Consider the following 20,580-nt stretch of genomic DNA (forward strand, 5'->3'; position numbering starts at 1 on the left):
ATTTCCCCACGACGGTTGCTATACCAACTATAACCACCCGTATGCGTATTCTTTGCATAAAGGGTGTGACTTTTCCAATATTCATATCCATTATTGCTAACAGTAAATACACAACGATGACAGTGATCAAACATATAAGGGTGAGTTCGATGCCATATGACGTAGAAAAGAGCTATACCGTGTTTATTCGTGATGTCCATCTGGCGATTGCGGGATATATCAAGCACAAGCTTGCCCCGTTCAATCTCGCACCGGAGCAAACCTTTGTGATGATGCTGCTCTGGAAAAAGGACGGCCTCACGCAAAATGAGATCGGTGAGCGATTAGGTAAGGATAAAACGAACATTACACGCATGTTATCCAATCTGGAAAGCAAGGGCTTTATCCGCAAAATTACCTGCACCGATGATCGTCGCTGCTTCAAAATCTATCTGACCGCTGCTGGCGCAGAGCTGGAGCAGCCTGTATGCGCCATTATGCAGGAGGCTGGACGTGATCTGATGGATGGCATTTCCGAGGATGAGCGTGTGCTGCTGCATCGGCTGCTCAGTCGGATCAAGCAAAATGCGCAGATCGATGAAGCACTGGATATTGTACCTGTACCATGAATCAACCAAACAAGCCTATTCAAACAGACATCTGACTGTACAGATGTGCTGGATTGAATAGGCTTGTTTACTGTTTTACTACTTTATTGCTGCTGAATGAGGCGAATCGGGCCATTGGAGTTGAGGACGATCATCTGCTCGGTCATTTCCTCCGGCGTATACGGCATGCCCTCGCGCAGCCACCAGTGGATCACACCGACATAGGCAGAGCTGATATAGCTGGCGATCACATCCTTGTGGACAGGCAGCTTATTATCCGGTAGCTTGGCGAATTTCTCCTCGTAAAAACGTGCGATATACTGCTTCATATATTGCACGAAGTTCGACATTGCCTGCCGCTCAAACATCACCTCGAAAAACCGTTGATAGCGAATAATATAAGTGAAAATCCGTCCGGCAATATAGCGCTGTAGCTCCTCCACCGATTGGTCAAACGAATTCGCATCCCGCGCCTCGCCAAATAGCTCCCCCAGTAATTCATCCGTCACCGCGTACAGTAAATGATCCTTCGTTTCATAATGAAGATAGAACGTTTTGCGATTAACCGTTGCTTGAGTTGCGATATGCTGAATCGTAATTTTGTCATACGGCTGCTGCTCCATAAGCTGGATTAACGCATCCCGTAGTAGCGCACGCGTACGTACAATTCGTGGATCAAGCTTCAGTGTCTTAGCCGAATGATGGATCGATGACGGTACAGCACCAGCAGGCTGTGGCGTTGATGAGAACGAATCTGGCATGGAATTACCTCCTGTAGAGTAGAAGCAGATAAGAGAACGATCTATTGGAATGGATGCTTCTGCACGTTACAATCGACTTTCTTACTCATTTATACCACATTTGTGGTATAAGCCGCATCCACTTCTTTTCTGGTTATTGTCATTGTTAGTAGGCTATCATATAATCCAATTTGTATTGCATATAACTATTCAATTTATAGAACTATTGTGAGCAATCTTTTTTCGGAAATAACGATTAGCAAGTAGCTAATTCGTTTAAAGAGTCTTTTGAAGATGAACTGACTACTATTTCAGTGCTCTATAACCTTTCAGCACCCTATTTCATTTTATTTGGCAAAAGTTACTTTGCATTGAACCACATGTTTAGAAAATTGCTAACACATAATCGCCTGCTATTTGTCTGAAGCCTCGTTTATCTCGTTTATACGGGATGAACAAAGAGCAAGCGTATATTACCTTATCATCTATAGGAGTGAATAATCATGGAATCCATACAACAACTCATTGCGCAGCAGCGCAGCTTTTTCAAAACTGGACAATCTCGCGATGTCGCTTATCGCATTGAAGCGTTGCGTACATTGCGTGCGGGTATTGAGCGTTACCAGCCACGTATTCTGGAAGCTCTGCATACCGATCTGAACAAGTCGGAACCAGAGGCATTTGGTTCAGAGGTTCGCATCGTCTTGGGTGAATTGGACTTTGCGCTGGAGCATCTGACGGCATGGGCAGCGCCACGCACCGTACCAACCGCAGCCGCATTACCGGATGCAACAAGCACGATTTATCCAGAGCCTTATGGTACAACGCTAATCATCGCGCCGTGGAACTATCCGTTTCAGCTTGCTTTTGGCCCGCTTGTAGGTGCGATTGCCGCTGGTAATACAGTGGTGATGAAGCCATCTGAGCTGACCCCTACCGTATCGCGCCTGATCTTCGACATGCTGAGTGATCTGTTCCCTACCTCGTATATCGCTGTCGTAGAAGGCGAAGTGGAGACAAGTACAGCCCTGCTCAAAGAAAAATTCGACTATATCTTCTTTACCGGTAGCACTCATGTAGGACGTGTAGTTATGCGTGCAGCAGCTGAGCATCTGACTCCGGTAACGCTGGAGCTGGGTGGTAAAAGTCCAGCGATCGTACACGAGGATGCTGACCTGAAGCTGGCAGCCGAACGCCTGGTACGTGGTAAGTTCCTGAATGCTGGACAGACCTGCGTCGCGCCGGACTATCTGCTCATTCATAGCAGTGTAAAAGCGAAGTTCGCCGAGCTGGTGCAAGCGGAGATTGCGGACAAATATACAGCCGATGTGTTGAGCAATCCGCATTTCCCACATATCGTGAACACACGCAACTTCGACCGTCTGACTGGATTGATGGAAAATGAACAGGTTCTGTTTGGTGGACGTTCGGTGCGTGATGAGCTGATTATCGAGCCTACCCTGCTGGACAATGTAAGCTGGGATGCACCGATCATGCAGGAGGAAATTTTCGGCCCGATTCTGCCTGTGATTGAATACGATGATCTGAACCCATTGCTGGATGAGATCGTGAATCGTCCTAAACCGCTGGCACTGTACCTGTTCACCCAGAATGAACAGCTGATCGATCAGGTGCTAGATACCGTATCGTTCGGTGGCGGCTGTATCAATGAAACGCTGTCTCATATGACCTCGCATTACCTGCCATTCGGCGGCGTAGGCGAAAGTGGCATGGGTTCGTACCATGGTCAGCAGAGCTTTGAGGTGTTCTCGCATCATAAGAGTGTGATGAAGCGTAATTTGTAAGAGATATTTGTTGAGTATAAAAATAACGTTAATATAGACAGAAGCAGCCTGTGTGAGTGGGCTGCTTCTTTTTGTTGTTGCATGGTTATCGAGTTACATAAGAAAGTTTGATTCTCAATGCTTTAAAGACTTATAGAGATAATAGAAATTCAATTATTAAACAAAAAGACTTTACCTGACCGTTTTTATAAATACTAGCGATCAAATAAAGTCTTTTAAAACATCTGTAATATCAATTAATTTAAAAACATCCTAACCCTGGAGTTGTAGGCAAAGTACTATGAAGTATTCCATGTATCATTTATTTTAGCACCGATCGGAACACCATAAATTTCTGCTCCAACTAAATAATAACCCTTAATCGTAAAATTAGCTGTATCTTGAGGTTTGTACTGTTTCGAATACGACTTTACTGCACTTAATTGTTCCCAAGAAACTGCAGCTTGCACACCAGTTAAATAAGACTTAATACTAGATATACCAGTGAAGGTAGAGAAACCTCCACTGGTTGTGTAATTATATACAATAGAAACATTTTTCCAGGTAAGTACTCCACTTAAACCTCCAGACATGGGAGCATACCAGTTGATAATATGCGAGTTTTGAGCCATGGTTGATATTCCTTGGGCTGCGTCGTTTGTTTGTACAGAAAATGTTTCAGGTGATGACGGGTTTTTCTGAACTTCGTTTGTCATATCCTTTATGTACTCTGCGTACTCATCAAAACTTTTAAATGTCTTTAATTCTCCTGCTTGTTTTAGTTTTTCTAATTCGCTACCTTCCAAAGATACAAATTCAATATCATACTTCTGACTCATTTCTTCTAATTCTGACTTGCTAGTTATTGAAGCTTCTGCACTAACTATTTGTTGAAAACTTGAAAAAATAAACACAATACTAAATAAAAATAAAAACACTTTACTACTTTTTTGAACAAAATTCCTCAAAATTTAACATATATTTCATTATGAAGTATAATTATGGTAAAATTATTAAATAAAAATACAAATTATTGATAAATTGTATTTATAACACCATTTATTCAAAGGAGTTGATACAAATGACACCTAAACTTTATTTTAGTAATCATAAACTTATGAAGCTAGCTCCTATCATCAGTCTTATCATTCCATTTTTAACGATCTTCTTCCCTATCTCTAATCAAATTGCTGAAAATCACTATAAGTTGGGATTACCTTTTCAATTCATAAATTATTATGGAGAACACCTACCTGACCAAACTTATAGTCTGTTTACTTGGAATATATTCAAAAGTCATGTGTTATTTAACTTACCTATGTATATTCTCAATGCAATATTGGTTTATTTGCTCATTATTTTATGTAGTATCATTATAAAAAAACGTTTTAATAACGTATGAGTTTTGTATATATAGGAACTCAAACCAAAGCTTTAATCAGATGGTTCTTGCTATGTTGGTTTATGAAATATAAAAAATACAGCCACTAAAACGGCTGTATTTTTTATTTTAAAAGTTTGAGTGAAACTAACTCCATTTTTTAATTCATCTATACCTACAAACCCCTACCAAATGTGGCATACACCGCATCTGACCCTTTATTGTTCATTGCATTTATCCCATAAACCTTTAAAATTATATGTATAAATTTATATAATGTTGTTTATATAAATGAGTGCCTTTGTACCTCTGTTCGTAATCACGGAGTTAGCTTGAATAACAGAATTGACATCCCTACAAAGGCAACGACTATTCTATCCAAAGAGGTGTATCTCTATGATATCAACTAACTCTATCGGAAAAGAACAACCTGCATTACTCAAAGAACGCATTCAATATGCAGTCAACCATCGCGCCGATCATACGGTATTTGATATTCATGCAGCGCTGGAGGATGTGCTGAGCGGCATGGGACTGTCTGCGAAGGACAGCGGCGGTGAGATTCATTTTATGGGTAAAGACCCGATCGTGCCGAGTGTGCTACGACTCGCCAGCTCAGCTGGTATCGGTATGGTTGCCAAGTCGGTCGCGGCGGCGAATCTATGGCGACTGCGTGGCGGTAAAGGACAGGACATTTCGCTGGATTTGCGTCAGATTCTGCATCGTCTGTCTCCTTTTTATGATCGAAAATGGGAAAAGCTGAACGGATATTCGCCGATGAGTCCTTCTGATCCAAGCCCATCGTTTAAGTTCCACTTTTACCAGACAAAGGACAAACGCTGGGTCATGCCACTGGAGCCGTATCCTAAGCTGAAAATCAATACACTCAAGCTGCTGGATTGTGCGGATACGCCAGAGGCTGTGGCGAAAGCCATCGGACAATGGAACGCGCGTGATCTGGAGGAAGCCGGTGCCAAAGCAGGCGTAGTTATGCCAATGGCACGTACGGTGGAGGAATTCCTTGATGAGCCAGCCTTGGAATCGATTGCTTCTCTGCCACTCGTGGAGATTGAGAAGATCGGTGATAGCGCACCTGAACCGATGCCACAGGGTGGCTCTGAGCCGCTGGAAGGTATTCGTGCGCTCGGTATGGGGCATGTGATCGCAGGTGCTGGCGTAGGCCGTGCCCTGGCACTACATGGTGCAGATGTGCTAAACATCTGGCGTCCATCTGACTGGGAAGTGGATACGACCTACTATACAGCGAATGTAGGGATGCGCTCGGCGATGCTGGAGCTAAGTGACGAAGCAGCGCACGGACGGATGATGGAGCTGCTAAAAGATGCCGATATCTTCTTTGCCAATCGTCGTCCTTCGTATCTGGAACGCTTCGGTCTGAGCGCACAGCAAAGTGCCGCCGTGCGTCCAGGTATTATTCATGTATCCGTATCGCTAAATGGCGATCAGGGGCCGTGGGCAGAGCGAGTAGGCTTTGACCAGACTGCTGGAACATTGACCGGCGTGATGGCACTTGAAGGTGCACCGGAGAAGCCAGAGCTACCACCGATTCTGGTTGTGAATGACTATATTATCTCCTGGCTCGCCGCAGCAGGCGCGATGGCTGCACTGGCTCGCCGTGCTACCGAGGGTGGTAGCTACCGCGTGCATATTTCACTGAGTCGTGTATCGCTATGGCTCATGTCACTCGGTCTATTTGACAAAGAGTTCGCTCACCAGACTGCAGGCTCATCCGAAGAGCATCTGTATCTCGATCCCGAGCTATTCACTGCCGATACCGTCTGCGGACAGTATCAGGGTGTAACCGACCAGGTGAAGATGTCGGAAACACCGGGTGAGTATCGTACCGTGCTCGTCCCTCGTGCTTCAGGACATGCCGAGTGGCTATAATAGGTAACGTTGAACCGAATGGAAGCCGTATCAAGTGGACATAGACGTAATGGCGATCGAAGCACTGGATGGAAATAGGCAAAACGAGAGCCAAGCACTATACTAGTATGTGATCTTTTTTATCGCTCGATCTCTTTATCTCACTCTCTTTATATAGAAGAATGACTGATGCTACTCATCAAACAACCTTTCTCAATGGTACAGCCGGTGTTCATACCTGGCTGTACCATTTTAACGTTCCATCTATGATCCCCCGCAAAAATTCCTCAAATGACGCTGCAATCTCATCACTTTCCTCAAATTCAGGCTCTCGTCCATAAATGACCGCGCCGTCAGGACTGTGCGTGTCGATCGCATAAAAAGCATATTCCGGCTGTACGATCATCACAATCGGTACATAGCGATCCCAGAATGTACGAATCTGCTGTTGCCAGTCTGCATCATTAGCGGCAGCTTCCAGGCTCATATGCTCCCATTCATTCCAGGCAAATGCAGCCTCCTGCTCTGATATCGAATTACTGCTGTGCTCCCGATAATCGGTAGCGGTTAAAAACCACGCCTGTCCGTGTGGTGCAACTACGATTTGAACGAGCTGGAGCCATGTGGCAAAAGCCGCTGGCAAAGTAGTGTAGCGCTGTGTGAGAACATCCGGTACAGGAATGCTCTGAAGCTCCTTTGTTGGATAATCCACTGCTTCATGCACAAGCTTCGCTTCACAGCCACGATTACGGTTCCACTCTATAAAGGATACGATCTGTTCTTGGATCAATTGGCTAAGCCTCCTTGTACATCCACCAGGATAGGTCATGATGATCTGCTTTATACTACTATCTCCTTAATAAAGCGTAGAAGCAAATTTTATACATGAATAACTCGATCTACTTGATCTAAATAGAGTGCAATTCACATGAAAGTCGCTGCTGGTATCCTTAATAGAGTGCAGTTCATCAAAAAACCTTGATAGCACATCTTACATGCCATCAAGGTTTTTTCAAATCAAGTTCAGTTTATATCTTCCGTTCATATTCCATGCTAACGAAGGAATCAAGAAGCTTCAGCAGGCTCCAATTCAGCGACATCCTGATTGTACACTTCTGCATCATGCTCCTTCAGTACACGGCTACTGATCACACCCGAAACCATCGAGCCGCTTACGTTCAGCGCCGTTCTACCCATATCGATCAATGGCTCAATCGAGATCAACAGACCTGCAAGAGCTACAGGCAGGTTCATCGTCGACAATACGATCAGTGCGGCAAATGTTGCTCCGCCACCTACACCAGCTACGCCCAGTGAGCTAATCGTTACGACCGCGATCAAGGTTAAAATGAACTGCCAATCGAGCGGGTTAATCCCTACGGTCGGTGCAATCATCACCGCTAGCATCGCTGGATAAATACCTGCACAGCCATTCTGACCAATCGTAGCGCCAAAGCTAGCCGACAGATTGGCAATACCGCTTGATACACCCAGCTTGCGAGTTTGTGTATCAATGTTCAGCGGAATGGTAGCTGCGCTAGAACGTGAGGTGAAGGCAAAAGTTAATGTAGGGATAATCTTTTTCACATATTGCACCGGATTCAGACCACCAATCGCCAGAATCACCAGATGCACGATAAACATCGCGATTAATGCAGCATACGAAGCCAGTACGAATTTGAACAGGTTTAGGATATCCTGACCACTGGTCGTAGCGACCATTTTCGTAATGAGCGCCAGAATACCATATGGAGTCAATCGCAGAATCAGAGTGACGATCCGCATCACGACACCGTATACGGCAGACATGACATTTTGGAACACTTCGCCCTGCTTTGGATTTTTACGCATAAAGCCTAGTGCTCCCACACCAACGAAGGCAGAGAAGACCACGACAGCCAGCGTCGACGATTGACGGGCTCCGGTCATATCTTCAAATGGATTGGTTGGAATAAACTCCAGCAGCTGCGTTGGCAATGGCTTGCCCTCCACATCGCCTAGTTTTTCCTGTAATAATACGCCACGTTGTTCCTCGACGTCGCCTACTGGCATACCCTGAGCGGTCAAACCAAAGCCAAGTGCAGACGTGATCCCAATCGCCGCAGCAATCGCTGTCGTCAGCAATAGCACGAGTAGAATCGAGCCACTGATTTTACCGAGATTTTGGCGACCATTCAGATTCAGAATCGCCATGATGATCGATACCATGATCAATGGAATAACGATCATTTGTAGCAGTCGAACATAACCACTACCTACCAGACTGAACCAGCTCATCGAATCTGACAGAATTTCAGAATCCGGTGTATACGCGAGCTGAAGGATTACGCCAAACACGATCCCGAGCAGCAGCCCTGTAAATACACGCTTGGTAAACGACACATGCTTTTTCTGCATCCAGACAAGCACGCCGATGAGTCCGACCAGTACAGCCACATTGAGAATGATCAATAAAGTATCCATAATGTTCTCCTTTTATCAGCTTTTTTACAATTCCGTGTACATAACGGTTACAGTTTAGCATAAACCCGACTAAACTCATAGTATTAATTAATATGGTGTTTTACCGCTTCGTTTATCTGTTTTTTGACAACAAAGATGAGCAGTATTTTGAAATCGTCGCTACTTCTTGATGCGGATGTGATTTTGTTTTTAAGGATTCTGTGCAAGAAATACTACATTAGAATCGTTCGCGGTTAGCAAGAATTGATCTTCCGCGAGGTTATATCTGTACTCGCGATTACCAATGGAGCAGACAGGGTTATTATGATATGTTGGTGTTGATAGGATCGGCAATATCGATCCGTCCCATCCGTAACGCCAACTATAGGCAACCGAGCTACATATCGTTAGTCATGACATTATTCATCCGACGTACCTGATCCTTACATGAATATCAATTGATAACAGGAGGCACAACTATGCTGATCGAAGCTATTTACCATCGTCCGAAGCTGAACTGGGGTTATCCGTATGATCGGGAAACGATTCATCTGCGCTTGCGCACGAAAAAGCAGGATGTGAAGGAAGCCTGGGCGCTGACAGGAGATAAATACATCTGGGATAAATCGAAAGAGCTTATTCCGATGACGATCTTTGCTACGGATGATCTGTTTGATTACTGGCAATGTGAGGTGAAGCCGCCGTATCGCCGTCTTAAATATGGATTCAAGCTCAGCAACGATAGCGAAACGATCTGGATGGATGAGGATAAGTTTGGCGATAAAGAACCGGATATGGATCGCCTGTTCGATATTCCATTTATCAATCCGGTCGATGTGTTCACGACACCAGAATGGGTGAAGGACGCGGTATTTTATCAGATTTTCCCGGAGCGCTTTGCCAATGGTGATCCGTCGAATGATCCAGAAGGCACGCTGCCATGGGGTGGCAAGCCGGAATGGTACAATTTCTTCGGTGGCGATCTACAGGGGATTATCGATCATCTGGATCACCTGACAGAGCTGGGTGTGAACGCGATCTACCTGTGCCCTATTTTCAAAGCGACTACGAACCATAAATATGATACCGAGGATTATATGCAGATCGATCCGCATTTTGGCGATGAGGAAACGCTGAAAAAGCTGATCAATACCTGCCACAGCAAAGGCATTCGCGTTATGTTTGATGCGGTATTCAATCACTCTGGTAAAACGTTCAAGCCATTTGTCGATGTACAGGAAAAAGGCGAGCATTCGCGCTATAAGGACTGGTTCCATGTGCGTAAGTTCCCGCTGGCTGTTGAGGATGGCGTGCCTACCTATGACACGTTTGACTTTGAACCGCTCATGCCGAAGCTGAATACAGAGAATCCTGAGGTGAAGGAATATCTGCTTGGCGTTGCTCGCCATTGGGCAGAGGAATACGGCATTGATGGCTGGCGTCTAGATGTAGCGGACGAGGTGGATCACCAGTTCTGGCGCGAATTTCGGCAGACGGTCAAAGCGATTAACCCGGACATTTATATTCTGGGCGAAATCTGGCATGAGTCCAGTCCATGGCTACAGGGCGATCAATTCGACTCCGTGATGAACTATCCATTTAAAAATGCCGTGACCGACTTCTTCATTAAAGATACCACCGATGCGCTGACCTTCTCGCATGCGATCGGCACGCAAATGTCGCGCTATCCACTACAGGTAACAGAGGTTGCCTTCAATCTGCTGGACAGTCATGATACGGCGCGCGCCCTCACGGTTGCAAAGGGCAACAAGGAACGACTCAAGCTGGCGGTCTTGTTCCAGATGACCTATACCGGTACACCGTGCGTATATTATGGTGACGAGATTGGGATGGAGGGCGAGCATGATCCTGATTGTCGCCGCTGTATGATCTGGGAGGAAGAAGAACAGGATCGTGAGCTGTTCGATTATTATCGTCAGGTGATCGCACTACGCAAGCAGCATTCAGCACTGCGTCAGGGTAGCTTCCGCTTCCTGCACTCGCGTAAAGGCAGCAATGAGCTTGTATACGAGCGCACCGATGGCAAGGAACGCTTTATCATTGCGATGAATAGCTCGGATCAGCCGATTACGGTAGAGCTGGATCTCGAAGCGAGCCACTGGGAGGATGTGTTAGAGCCGCAGGAGCTGACGCTGGATAAAGGCAAGCTTCAGCACGAGTTACCTGCCTATGGTTATAAAGTGCTGCGTTGCCTGGAATCGTCCTCCTGATACGCTACTGGACATGCTGCTACTATAGCTGAATTGAAATGACATACATTCTATGGCTACAGGCAAGACCGTGTTTCTCCGATCGGAGGTCACGGTCTTGCCTATTCTGTCCTTTCTATAGGAATAGCATACAGGGACAGCATAATCCCACATCGCTCAGCAGTGACATCAGCCTTATCGTCTTATACGCGCATCGGCTATTTTACACATTTATCCTAAAATAGACTTGCCTCCAGCGCGTATATGGCATATGGTTGTATACGCATAATCGCCGTACAGACCCTCATGTTAGGATATGAAGTAAGCGTATAGATGGCATACCTCATACTTCATCATAAGAGTAAAGGCGAATCGATTGGCTTCTTTTTGCATCCCTTTGGAGTTGCATACGCCTCCCAATAAGCGATGGCAAGGCCTAAAGAAGCCGGGTTGCAGTTTAATTATTTTCATGGCAGGAGGGCCTTTCACTTATGAGTGTTTCCAATGCTTCATCTATGCTGGCTGCCTGGCTCAGTCTGTTCAGTAATATTGCGTTAACGCTGCTCAAGCTGATTGTCGGCTTTTTATTTAACAGTCAGGTCTTGATCGCCGATGGTATTCACAATGCTGGTGACGTGATTGCCTCAGCGACAGCGCTTGGCTCGATGCGCATCTCCGCGATTCCACCGGATGAGGATCATCCGTATGGACATGGTAAGGCTGAGGTGGTCGGGGCGAGTATGGTAGCGGTTATTTTGATGCTGGCGGCATTTTATATCGGGTATCATTCGATTATGCTTCTGTTTGAACCGCCAGCGCAGCCGCATGTGATCGCGCTGATCGCGGCGGCGATATCAATGGTGTGGAAGCTCGCACTGTATGTGTACACGATGAAGGCAGGACGTGCGGCGAATAGCAAGGGGCTGATCGCAACCGCACAGGATCATCTAGCCGATGTATACGCATCTGCGGCGGCATTTCTCGGAATCGGGCTGGCGCTGATCGGGGAGTATTATGGCTATTCCCTGTTAGCATATGGCGATCCAATCGCAGGTATTATTGTCGCGCTGCTTATTTTAAAGCTCGCCTACGAGACAGGACGCGAATCGATCGATATTTTGATGGAAAAAGCCGTTCAGCCACAAAAGATCGACGATTATACTGCGGTGCTGAGCGCTATGCCAGAGGTAAAACGAATCGACCGTATCCGCGCTCGTGAGCACGGACATTATATCGTCGTCGATATTCGCATCGGTGTAGACGCGACGCTGACCATTCAGCAAGGGCACGACATTTCCAGATTGATGAAAAGGAATATTATGCAGGCTGATGCACAGGTGACCGAGGTGCTGGTGCATTTGAATCCGTGGTATGCCGATGAAAAAGAGGCTACGTCTGCGGCTGCTACAACGAAGTCTGCTCCACCGACTTCCTCTCGATAAAAGCGGATAGACTGTATCGCGCATGCGATAGATCGGCAGTATGACACCATGTTATATGGAAGGTTTTAGTTTAGAATTGCCATTGTGATATGCAAGTAGCCTGATAAATGATAAGATCAGGCTGCTTGCTTACTGCTTACTGCTTACTGCTTACTGCTTACTGCTTACTGCTTACTGCTTACTGCTTACTAAGTATGTCATCATACCTAAAGCAATTCTCCCCTCTCCTTCTCCCTTCTTTTCTCAGCGAGCTTTCTTTTTAGCAAATTATTGTGTGTATGTTTAGACAAGTTTATTCGCGGTTTAATACATATCGTATACATGCAATTTATGGTATTTTTGCCAACTAACTTATACCTCTCTATCGAGCACTTCCATATTCACGATCCAGCAATGACGAGTATGTCGTTATTTGTCACATCAGGATGGTGTGTTTTACGATTAGCCGCTTGTCATTTTTATACATACACCGCCACGCGGCTGAAGTGCATTTCCCCTTATCCCATCTTTACTTTCCTTTATTTGCAAGGCTTTCTTTACCTTTGTCCCTTATGCACAGAGGACAATTTATGGCATCTTTCAATTGATGTCGACGGGTGAAAGGCATAAAATTTGAAATATAGAACCTAGTTCTTCTTTCTTAGTAGAATGTTCATGGTATCGTTTACAATCGGATATTTGGAAAGGAGGTTTTCGATTTTGAAGAAGCTGACCGACAGGCTGACGATGATGCTTCAGTTTTTGATCGGTGCACATGGCGAATATATTACGATCCGCGATGTGTCGGATCATCTGGACGTCAGCGAAAAAACGGTCAAGCGTGAGCTACCTGCTGTTGAAGAATGGTTACGTCAGCATGAGCTCAAATTGATTCGAAAGCCTGGTACTGGTCTTGCCCTCGAAGGTGATGAGCCTGCGCTTCACGCAGCACGTCAGGAGCTGGAAGGGCAAACCCCGCGTAAGGATTACACCCGCGAGGAAAGGCATTACTTCATAATCAGCGAACTCCTCCTTTCTCGTGAACCGATTAAACTGTATGCTTTTGCTTCACAATTTAAGGTGACCGAGGGCACCCTGAGCAATGATCTGGATCGCATTGAGCAGTGGCTAGCCTCCTTTGATATTACACTTGTGCGCAAGCCCGGACTTGGCGTATACATCGAAGGCACCGAGAGCAGCATCCGCTCGGCGCTTGTGCATTTATTGTATGAGAGTGTGGATGAATATCAGCTTACTCATCTGGTGCGCGATCGCTTTCCGGCAGATGAAGAGCCGGGACGAGTACAGTTTCATATCCGCAATCGACTGCTTAATCTGGTCGATGATGGCATGATGGATCAGCTTCAGCAATATCTCGGCGCTTTGGAACGAGATATGCATATGAAGCTGACGGATAGCGCCTACATCGGGCTCACCGTCCATCTGGCACTTGCGATTGAACGTATTCGCAGCGGACAGCGCATTACGATTGCGCCACGCGTGCTGGATGAATTAAAGCAGCTAAGCGAATTTCGTATCGCACGCCAGCTTGCCGAGCGGCTGGAGGAATCGTTTCAAATTACGATCCCTGAGGATGAGATGGGCTATATTACGATGCACCTCAAAGGAGCCGAAACCCGGCTTGGTGCCGAATCCGATTCGTATTATGAGCATGTCAGCTTTGAGCTGGTCAAGCTCGCCCGCGACATCCTCAAGATGGCTGAGGCAGAAACCGGCTTTGAGCTAAAAGGAAACAGCAAGCTATTCGCAGGCTTTATTAATCATCTGGGGCCAGCGATTGAGCGATTACGCTTAGGTCTGGATATTCGCAATCCACTGCTCGCTCAGATCAAGGAGCAATACGGCGCCACCTTTGAAATCGCTCGCAAATGTGCAGGGCTGCTTGCCGATTTTACCGGACGTGATGTACCGGAAGCGGAGATTGGCTATCTGGCGATGCATATCGGTGCCATGTCCGAATATGCCGCCGCACAGACGAAGCCGCTCAAAGCGATCATCGCCTGCGCTAGCGGAATGGGCACCTCCAGCTTGCTCTCCATTCGAGTGAAGCGTGAGTTCCCCTCGCTACAAATTATCGATGTAGTGTCCTCCTCGGAGGCTGCTCGCATGGAAACGCGCGCCGATGTGATCATTTCTACGGTTGAGGTGGATAGCCATATTCCAACCATTCGCGTGTCGCCGCTGTTATCGCCAGAAGATATTAACGATATACGCAAAATGCTATCGAGACTGGAGGTTCGTAGCACCAGTCGTCCACAGCTACAGCGCACTTCCGATCCAGCAGAACGACTCACCGATACACTCGGATCGCACAAGGATACCGTAACCGGTATTCTCGACCTGACTGCTGGACTTGTCATCCGGGATGCCTTCCGTATCGAATCTGTATCGGATCTGATCCATCAGCTTGCTGGCATGTTTACCGGCTCAGCCGAACGCGCCAGCATTCTAGAACAGGAGCTACATGAACGAGAGCGGATGGGTGAGACGGTATTGTCTCAGGATGGATTGATCCTGCTCCACTGTCGTTCCAGCGTCGTTCCAACATTATTTCTAGGCATTATTCGGTTCTCCGAACCGATTCAGGCAGCAACCCAATCGGTGGATCTATACGCTGCCATCGTGCTGCTCGCTCCAAAGAATAGCAGTAAGTCCTATCTGGAAGCCGTCAATGAAGTGAGCAAATCGCTCATTGACCGTCCTGGCTTTGTCACAAGGCTTGTCTCGGATCAACCATCCGAGCTCAAGTCCGAAATATCCGGTATGATGCGGGATCTGTACACCCGTAAAATCGAACAATATATGATGGAGGTTGAACAATTATGAGCACAGTAAACACTTCTGCTCCTGCTAAACGCAGCGTACGCGACCGTGTACAAGGCTTTGGACGCTTTCTTAGCTCGATGGTTATGCCAAACATCGGCGCATTTATCGCGTGGGGGTTATTAACAGCACTGTTTATCCCAACTGGCTGGTTTCCAAATGCTACACTAGCAACAATGGTAGACCCGATGATCAAATACCTGCTGCCGCTGCTAATTGCTTATACTGGCGGTAAGGTTGTTCATGATCATCGTGGTGGTGTACTTGGTGCTATCGCTGCTATGGGCGTTATCGTCGGCGCTGATATCCCAATGTTCATCGGAGCCATGATTATGGGTCCACTTGGCGGTTGGGTAATCAAGCAATTCGACAAAGCGATTGAAGGCAAGGTAAAAGCCGGCTTTGAAATGCTCGTTAACAACTTCTCGGCTGGTATTATTGGTATGGTGCTTGCTATTCTCGGCTATGTCGGAATTGGTCCACTGGTACAGGGCTTTACGCACCTGATCGAGGCAGGCGTTAACTTCCTCGTTGCCCATGACCTGTTACCACTTGTTTCCCTGTTTGTAGAGCCTGGTAAAATTCTGTTCCTGAACAATGCGATCAACCACGGTATCTTCACACCGCTGGGCGCACAGCAATCACTGGAAACTGGTAAATCGATTTTCTACCTGCTGGAAGCTAACCCAGGTCCAGGTCTTGGCGTACTGCTCGCCTACTGGTTGTTTGGTAAAGGTTCGATTAAAGCTTCTGCACCGGGTGCAATTATCATTCAATTCTTTGGTGGGATTCACGAAATTTACTTCCCGTATGTACTGATGAAGCCGATTCTGTTCGTATCTGTTATTCTCGGTGGTATGGCGGGTGTATTTGTAAATAGCATTCTGGGTAGCGGTCTGACCAGTGCTGCTTCGCCTGGTAGTATTATCGCTATTCTCGCACTTGCTCCAAAAGGTGGTATATTGCAGGTTATCGCTGGTGTAGCTGCGGCTGCACTCGTATCGTTCCTGCTATCCGCATTCTTCCTGCGTCGTTCACCAGTAAACGAAGGCGATCTGGAAAAAGCACAAGCCGCATCGAAGAGCATGAAAAGCACAGGTGGCGCTACACCTGCAATGGCACTGACAACAGCTGGCGATCTGCAAACAGGTAATGTTCGTAAAATCGTCTTCGCCTGTGATGCAGGTATGGGTTCGAGCGCAATGGGCGCATCGTCATTCCGTAAAAAAGTTCAACAAGCTGGTCTGCCAATTCAGGTTACCAACTCGGCAGTTGACGCTATTCCAGGCGATGCTGATATCGTCGTTACTCAGCAAAACCTGACCAGCCGTGCACGCGGCAAAGCACCTAATGCACAGCACGTATCGATCGATAATTTCATTAATAACCCGATCTATGATGATATGATCCAGAAGCTCAAAGACGCAACCTCTGGTAATGCTGCATCCTCCGTACCGAAAGAAGCGGCTGGTGTACGCGAAGAAGTAAGTGAGGTGCTGAGCCACAATGCACCGCATATCGTTGCAGATACGCAGGAGGGTGCTTCCGCTGCTACAGGTACAGGCGTACTGCGTAAAGAGAACATTGTCCTCGGTCTCGCAAGTGAGCCAAAGGAAGAAGCGATTCGTAGAGCAGGCGAGCTGCTCGCAGCTTCCGGTTATGTGAAGCCAGACTATGTAGCCGCTATGCATGAGCGTGAAAAGGTAGCAACAACCTACATCGGTAATGGCGTAGCCATCCCACACGGCGTAGGTGAGGCGAAAAAACAAATTCAAACCTCGGGTATCGTAGTACTGCAATATCCGCAGGGCGTTGATTTTGAAGGCGGCAAAGCGTATCTCGTTATTGGTATCGCTGGTGCAGGTGGAGAGCATTTGCAAATCCTGACCAAAATCGCAGAAACAATCGAAGACGAGTCGGTTGTACAGCATCTGGCAAAAGTAACCGATGCAGACGAAATCTATCGCACATTCTCGATCTAATCGGGTACACATGAGCCAGCTACTGGTTACAAATAGAGTATGAATGGTTAAATCAGCAGCGAATAGGCTGCTGATTTAACCTGTTTATTGGTCTGTTTCTGTTCATCTGTTATGTAGTTATCACATATTCAACCTATCCAAAGCAGCCTGTCTTTGCCTATCCTTGCGAGAATCAATTTTCTGGCAATCCCTATATAACTGCAAATGGCAAGCTGTCCTATACTTACGGAGGTGCAAGTTATGAAAAAAGCAATTCAATTCGGAGCAGGTAATATCGGTCGTGGATTTATCGGAGCACTGCTAGCTAACGCAGGCTATCATGTCATTTTTGCCGATGTCAATGAGCAAATGATCAACGCGCTGAACGAGCAAAAGAGCTACAACATTCATATCCTTGATCTCGAAAAAAGTGTGCAGACCATTACGAACGTATCAGGCTGCATGTCAAATGGAACGGAGATTATCGATGAGATTGCGACAGCAGAGATCATTACAACCGCTGTCGGTCCAAACGTACTTAAATTTATCGCCCCAACGATTGCACAGGGCATCGAGGCACGTCGAAATGCGGGTGCAGGCGCGCTGAACATTATCGCATGTGAAAATATGGTTGGCGCTACAAGCCACCTGCAAGAGCAAGTGGAAAGCCATCTGTCCGAGGAAGGCAAAGCATACGCACAGGAGCATGTCGGCTTCGCAAACTGCTCTGTTGACCGCATCGTGCCTCCATTCCAGGGCGACAACCTGCTGGATGTAGGTGTAGAAGCATTCCATGAGTGGATCGTCGAGGAGCCGAAGCTCAAGGGCGGTACACCTCAAATCGACGGTATGAAGCTGACTGACAATCTTGTTGCCTATGTACAGCGCAAGCTGTTCACACTCAACACCGGTCATGCGATCACTGCTTACCTGGGCTTCCTGAAAGGCATTGAAACGATTGACCAGAGCATTCAGGATGAATCGGTACGCGCCATCGTACGCCCAGCCATGGAAGAAAGCGGCGCAGCCCTTGTGAAAAAGCATGGCTTCGACGCAGACGAGCATGCCAAATACATCGACAAAATCGAAACACGCTTCAAAAATCCATACATTCGTGACGAAGTGATTCGTGTTGGCCGCGAGCCTCTACGTAAGCTCGGCCCTGCTGATCGTCTGATCGGCCCTGCCAATATGGCAGCTGAGCTAGGTCTTGGACGCGATCATCTACTGCAAGGCGCAGCAGCGGCATTCCATTATGACAATGCCAATGATCCCCAATCCGCTGAGCTGCAAGGACGTATTCAGGCTGAAGGCGTAGGCCCGGTCGTGAGCGACGTGACTGGCTTTGCTAAGGATAGTGAGGATTATAATAAAGTGATGGCTGCTTATGAGGAGCTGAAAAGCTTGAAGGGTTAATGCCTGCCCTCGTAAGACATGGTGGGAACAGGTCGTTCGCTTGATTCCCACCATGTCACGCGTCATATTTCGGTCTAAAAAAGCAACAACATTTACACCCAAACTACTGCTTATCCTGTCACATGTTACAGGACGAGCCTTGAAAATATACTGGCACCAGTATAAAATGAGGTTAATTCCAGTTAACTGTGGTTCATTACGGTTAACGGCCATACAAAATAGCCCTACCGCGCCAACGGTAGAGCTATGGGACATAAAGCGTGGTAGAACCCACGGCGCGCTATACCCTCAGGTATTTATCCAACCCACCGAAGGCGGTCAACCTTACTCGGTGGGTTTTTTCTGCTTGTTTTTAAGCTTGCGACGAACAAGACGGTACAGCCTTCGTCCGCTGAGTACAATACTAAGCGAAGCAGCGATCATCTTTAATATATCCGCAAACTCAATCAAAACAAGTGCGATCATGGCATCACCTCCTCATGGAAGGCTACGCCGTGATCGCCCCACCGAAACGCTCTATATCTTCCTATAATTGTAGCATAACTCGTAGGATTCACCTATCCGTATATCGACCCATCGCACATTGGAATACACAGTAAAAAGCCCCCTTCCACTCGAAAGGGGCTTGCCGTTTTTGCTTATAGGACGAGCTAAAATCGGTCTTCATATGAATCTATAGTGCTAGCCACTTATCTAGCAACAGGCTGATCTGCCGGTCTGCCAAACAAATACCCCTGCCCCAGATTAATTCCGATGCTACGGCAAAATTCAAACTCCTCACGACGTTCGATCCCCTCTGCCAGCACACGGCTACCTGTAGCAAGTGAACGCTCCACGATATGCTCAATCTGCTGCTGCTTCGCCTTATCCTGATCACAATGATCGATCAATCCACGATCAATTTTCACATAATCCGGCTTCAGCTTATCGATCAGCTCGGGCTTGGAATAACCGGAGCCCACATCATCCAGCGCTACAAAAATGCCATTGCTACGATACACGTCAAAAATATTTTGTAGCTTGGGCATATGCAAAATATTTTCCGTCTCCACCACTTCAAATACGAAGTCCTTCGGGTCGAGATTCAAGCGCTCAATCGCCGCAAAAGTATGACTGAGACAATACTGCGGATTGTAGATCGATGACGGCAAAAAGTTAATAAACCGCTTGATTCCGCGTGGCAGATGCTCTGCACTAGTCTCGATTGCCGAGATCCGTGCCGCACGATCCAGAAAGGAATGCAATCCGGTACGATGCGCAATATCGAACAGACGATAGGGCTGAAACGAAGGTCCATCTACAATCGGACGCAGCAGGAATTCGTAAGCGACCACCTGCTCCTGTTCATCCACAATCGGCTGCATATGACTTGTAAATTGACGCCGACGTATAATATCGACAATATCGTAATTTTGCAAGCGGGAGATAATCACCGTTGCTGGAAGCCAGGAAGGCTCCCCTCCAATATTGCCTGCTCCCCAAATTCCCACCTGCAAATCGCTTCCTTCCACCATAGGCAGCATGCACACCCATTGTAAAATATCCAGCATCTGTTCTCTCGAATAATAATCGATCGATACTGTGTCCCCTATAATTACAAAGTCAAAATCCTGACCGTGCATTGTTTGCTCTAATGAAGCCGACAGCGGTCGCAATGACACGACACCCTGATCCTCAATTGGTTGAATATAGCTACATTCGCTACAATTCATAGTTACCCTCCCCGGGTCGAATACGATGTGCTGTACACCAAACGGCTGCATTTTCTGCGCGCCTGTAAGACGAATACTATTGGATCAAGCCTTCTGACAGCACATTAGCTGACTGAAGCTATTTCCAGTATACACTCACTGGCTTCCCCCGCAAACGCTATCGCGGCAGACCGATCGATGGTATAGCTGCATCCT

General features: G+C 46.9%; 14 protein-coding genes. 8 read left to right on the forward strand and 6 right to left on the reverse strand.

Annotated elements, in window-relative coordinates; all coding sequences use genetic code 11:
- Positions 1 to 149: 149 nt before the first annotated feature.
- Entirely contained in the window at positions 150 to 608 is a 459-nt protein-coding gene (locus tag IEX62_RS12330) for a MarR family winged helix-turn-helix transcriptional regulator (protein ID WP_188775823.1), read from the forward strand.
- Positions 609 to 691: 83 nt separating this feature from the next.
- Here the strand turns inward: IEX62_RS12330 and IEX62_RS12335 are convergent, their stop codons facing one another.
- Complete coding sequence (locus IEX62_RS12335) at positions 692 to 1,348, reverse strand: TetR/AcrR family transcriptional regulator (protein WP_188775824.1); 657 nt, start codon at positions 1,346 to 1,348, stop codon at positions 692 to 694.
- A 482-nt stretch (positions 1,349 to 1,830) separates the two neighbouring features.
- Between IEX62_RS12335 and IEX62_RS12340 the strand changes: the two genes are divergently transcribed.
- Complete coding sequence (locus IEX62_RS12340) at positions 1,831 to 3,132, forward strand: aldehyde dehydrogenase (RefSeq protein WP_188775825.1); 1,302 nt, start codon at positions 1,831 to 1,833, stop codon at positions 3,130 to 3,132.
- 278 nt (positions 3,133 to 3,410) lie between these two features.
- On the opposite strand, the gene IEX62_RS12345 is transcribed toward IEX62_RS12340, so the two are convergent.
- Positions 3,411 to 4,049: a hypothetical protein gene (locus tag IEX62_RS12345; protein WP_188775826.1), complete on the reverse strand. Its 639-nt coding sequence runs from the start codon at positions 4,047 to 4,049 to the stop codon at positions 3,411 to 3,413.
- Positions 4,050 to 4,888: 839 nt separating this feature from the next.
- Here IEX62_RS12345 and IEX62_RS12350 point away from each other — a divergent pair.
- Positions 4,889 to 6,400, forward strand: coding sequence for a CoA transferase (locus IEX62_RS12350; RefSeq protein ID WP_188775827.1), 1,512 nt, complete (start codon positions 4,889 to 4,891; stop codon positions 6,398 to 6,400).
- A 211-nt stretch (positions 6,401 to 6,611) separates the two neighbouring features.
- On the opposite strand, the gene IEX62_RS12355 is transcribed toward IEX62_RS12350, so the two are convergent.
- On the reverse strand, positions 6,612 to 7,169 hold the full coding sequence (locus IEX62_RS12355) for an SMI1/KNR4 family protein (RefSeq protein ID WP_188775828.1): 558 nt from the start codon (positions 7,167 to 7,169) through the stop codon (positions 6,612 to 6,614).
- Positions 7,170 to 7,444: 275 nt separating this feature from the next.
- A complete protein-coding gene (locus IEX62_RS12360) occupies positions 7,445 to 8,842 on the reverse strand; it encodes an L-cystine transporter (protein ID WP_188775829.1) in 1,398 nt (465 codons plus the stop codon).
- Between the two features lie 458 nt (positions 8,843 to 9,300).
- Here IEX62_RS12360 and IEX62_RS12365 point away from each other — a divergent pair, with 458 nt between their 5' ends.
- The 5 genes from IEX62_RS12365 to IEX62_RS12385 all read left to right on the forward strand — a co-directional run bounded on the left by IEX62_RS12365 (position 9,301) and on the right by IEX62_RS12385 (position 18,673).
- Entirely contained in the window at positions 9,301 to 11,052 is a 1,752-nt protein-coding gene (locus tag IEX62_RS12365) for an alpha-glycosidase (RefSeq protein ID WP_188775830.1), read from the forward strand.
- A gap of 470 nt (positions 11,053 to 11,522) precedes the next feature.
- Complete coding sequence (locus tag IEX62_RS12370) at positions 11,523 to 12,473, forward strand: cation diffusion facilitator family transporter (RefSeq protein WP_229685748.1); 951 nt, start codon at positions 11,523 to 11,525, stop codon at positions 12,471 to 12,473.
- A gap of 699 nt (positions 12,474 to 13,172) precedes the next feature.
- A complete protein-coding gene (locus tag IEX62_RS12375; protein WP_188775831.1) occupies positions 13,173 to 15,299 on the forward strand; it encodes a BglG family transcription antiterminator in 2,127 nt (708 codons plus the stop codon).
- On the forward strand, positions 15,296 to 17,278 hold the full coding sequence (locus IEX62_RS12380) for a PTS mannitol transporter subunit IICBA (protein ID WP_188775832.1): 1,983 nt from the start codon (positions 15,296 to 15,298) through the stop codon (positions 17,276 to 17,278). The genes IEX62_RS12375 and IEX62_RS12380 overlap by 4 nt, the downstream gene beginning before the upstream one ends.
- Positions 17,279 to 17,518: 240 nt before the next feature.
- Positions 17,519 to 18,673: a mannitol-1-phosphate 5-dehydrogenase gene (locus IEX62_RS12385; protein ID WP_188775833.1), complete on the forward strand. Its 1,155-nt coding sequence runs from the start codon at positions 17,519 to 17,521 to the stop codon at positions 18,671 to 18,673.
- A 324-nt stretch (positions 18,674 to 18,997) separates the two neighbouring features.
- On the opposite strand, the gene IEX62_RS12390 is transcribed toward IEX62_RS12385, so the two are convergent.
- Together IEX62_RS12390 and IEX62_RS12395 are read right to left on the reverse strand one after the other, a co-directional pair.
- Entirely contained in the window at positions 18,998 to 19,138 is a 141-nt protein-coding gene (locus IEX62_RS12390) for a hypothetical protein (RefSeq protein WP_188775834.1), read from the reverse strand.
- Between the two features lie 224 nt (positions 19,139 to 19,362).
- Positions 19,363 to 20,385, reverse strand: coding sequence for an EAL domain-containing protein (locus tag IEX62_RS12395; RefSeq protein WP_188775835.1), 1,023 nt, complete (start codon positions 20,383 to 20,385; stop codon positions 19,363 to 19,365).
- Positions 20,386 to 20,580: the final 195 nt, after the last annotated feature.

The sequence above is a fragment of the Paenibacillus hunanensis genome, from assembly GCF_014645615.1.
Lineage (GTDB): Bacteria > Bacillota > Bacilli > Paenibacillales > Paenibacillaceae > Saccharibacillus > Saccharibacillus hunanensis.

Bases quoted from the DNA above. Each gene is read 5' to 3' on its own strand.
- IEX62_RS12330 (WP_188775823.1), top strand. From the start codon at position 150: ATGCCATATGACGTAGAAAAGAGCTATACCGTGTTTATTCGTGATGTC.
- IEX62_RS12335 (WP_188775824.1), bottom strand. From the start codon at position 1,348: ATGCCAGATTCGTTCTCATCAACGCCACAGCCTGCTGGTGCTGTACCG.
- IEX62_RS12340 (WP_188775825.1), top strand. From the start codon at position 1,831: ATGGAATCCATACAACAACTCATTGCGCAGCAGCGCAGCTTTTTCAAA.
- IEX62_RS12350 (WP_188775827.1), top strand. From the start codon at position 4,889: ATGATATCAACTAACTCTATCGGAAAAGAACAACCTGCATTACTCAAA.
- IEX62_RS12360 (WP_188775829.1), bottom strand. From the start codon at position 8,842: ATGGATACTTTATTGATCATTCTCAATGTGGCTGTACTGGTCGGACTC.
- IEX62_RS12365 (WP_188775830.1), top strand. From the start codon at position 9,301: ATGCTGATCGAAGCTATTTACCATCGTCCGAAGCTGAACTGGGGTTAT.
- IEX62_RS12370 (WP_229685748.1), top strand. From the start codon at position 11,523: ATGAGTGTTTCCAATGCTTCATCTATGCTGGCTGCCTGGCTCAGTCTG.
- IEX62_RS12380 (WP_188775832.1), top strand. From the start codon at position 15,296: ATGAGCACAGTAAACACTTCTGCTCCTGCTAAACGCAGCGTACGCGAC.
- IEX62_RS12385 (WP_188775833.1), top strand. From the start codon at position 17,519: ATGAAAAAAGCAATTCAATTCGGAGCAGGTAATATCGGTCGTGGATTT.
- IEX62_RS12390 (WP_188775834.1), bottom strand. From the start codon at position 19,138: ATGATCGCACTTGTTTTGATTGAGTTTGCGGATATATTAAAGATGATC.
- IEX62_RS12395 (WP_188775835.1), bottom strand. From the start codon at position 20,385: ATGAATTGTAGCGAATGTAGCTATATTCAACCAATTGAGGATCAGGGT.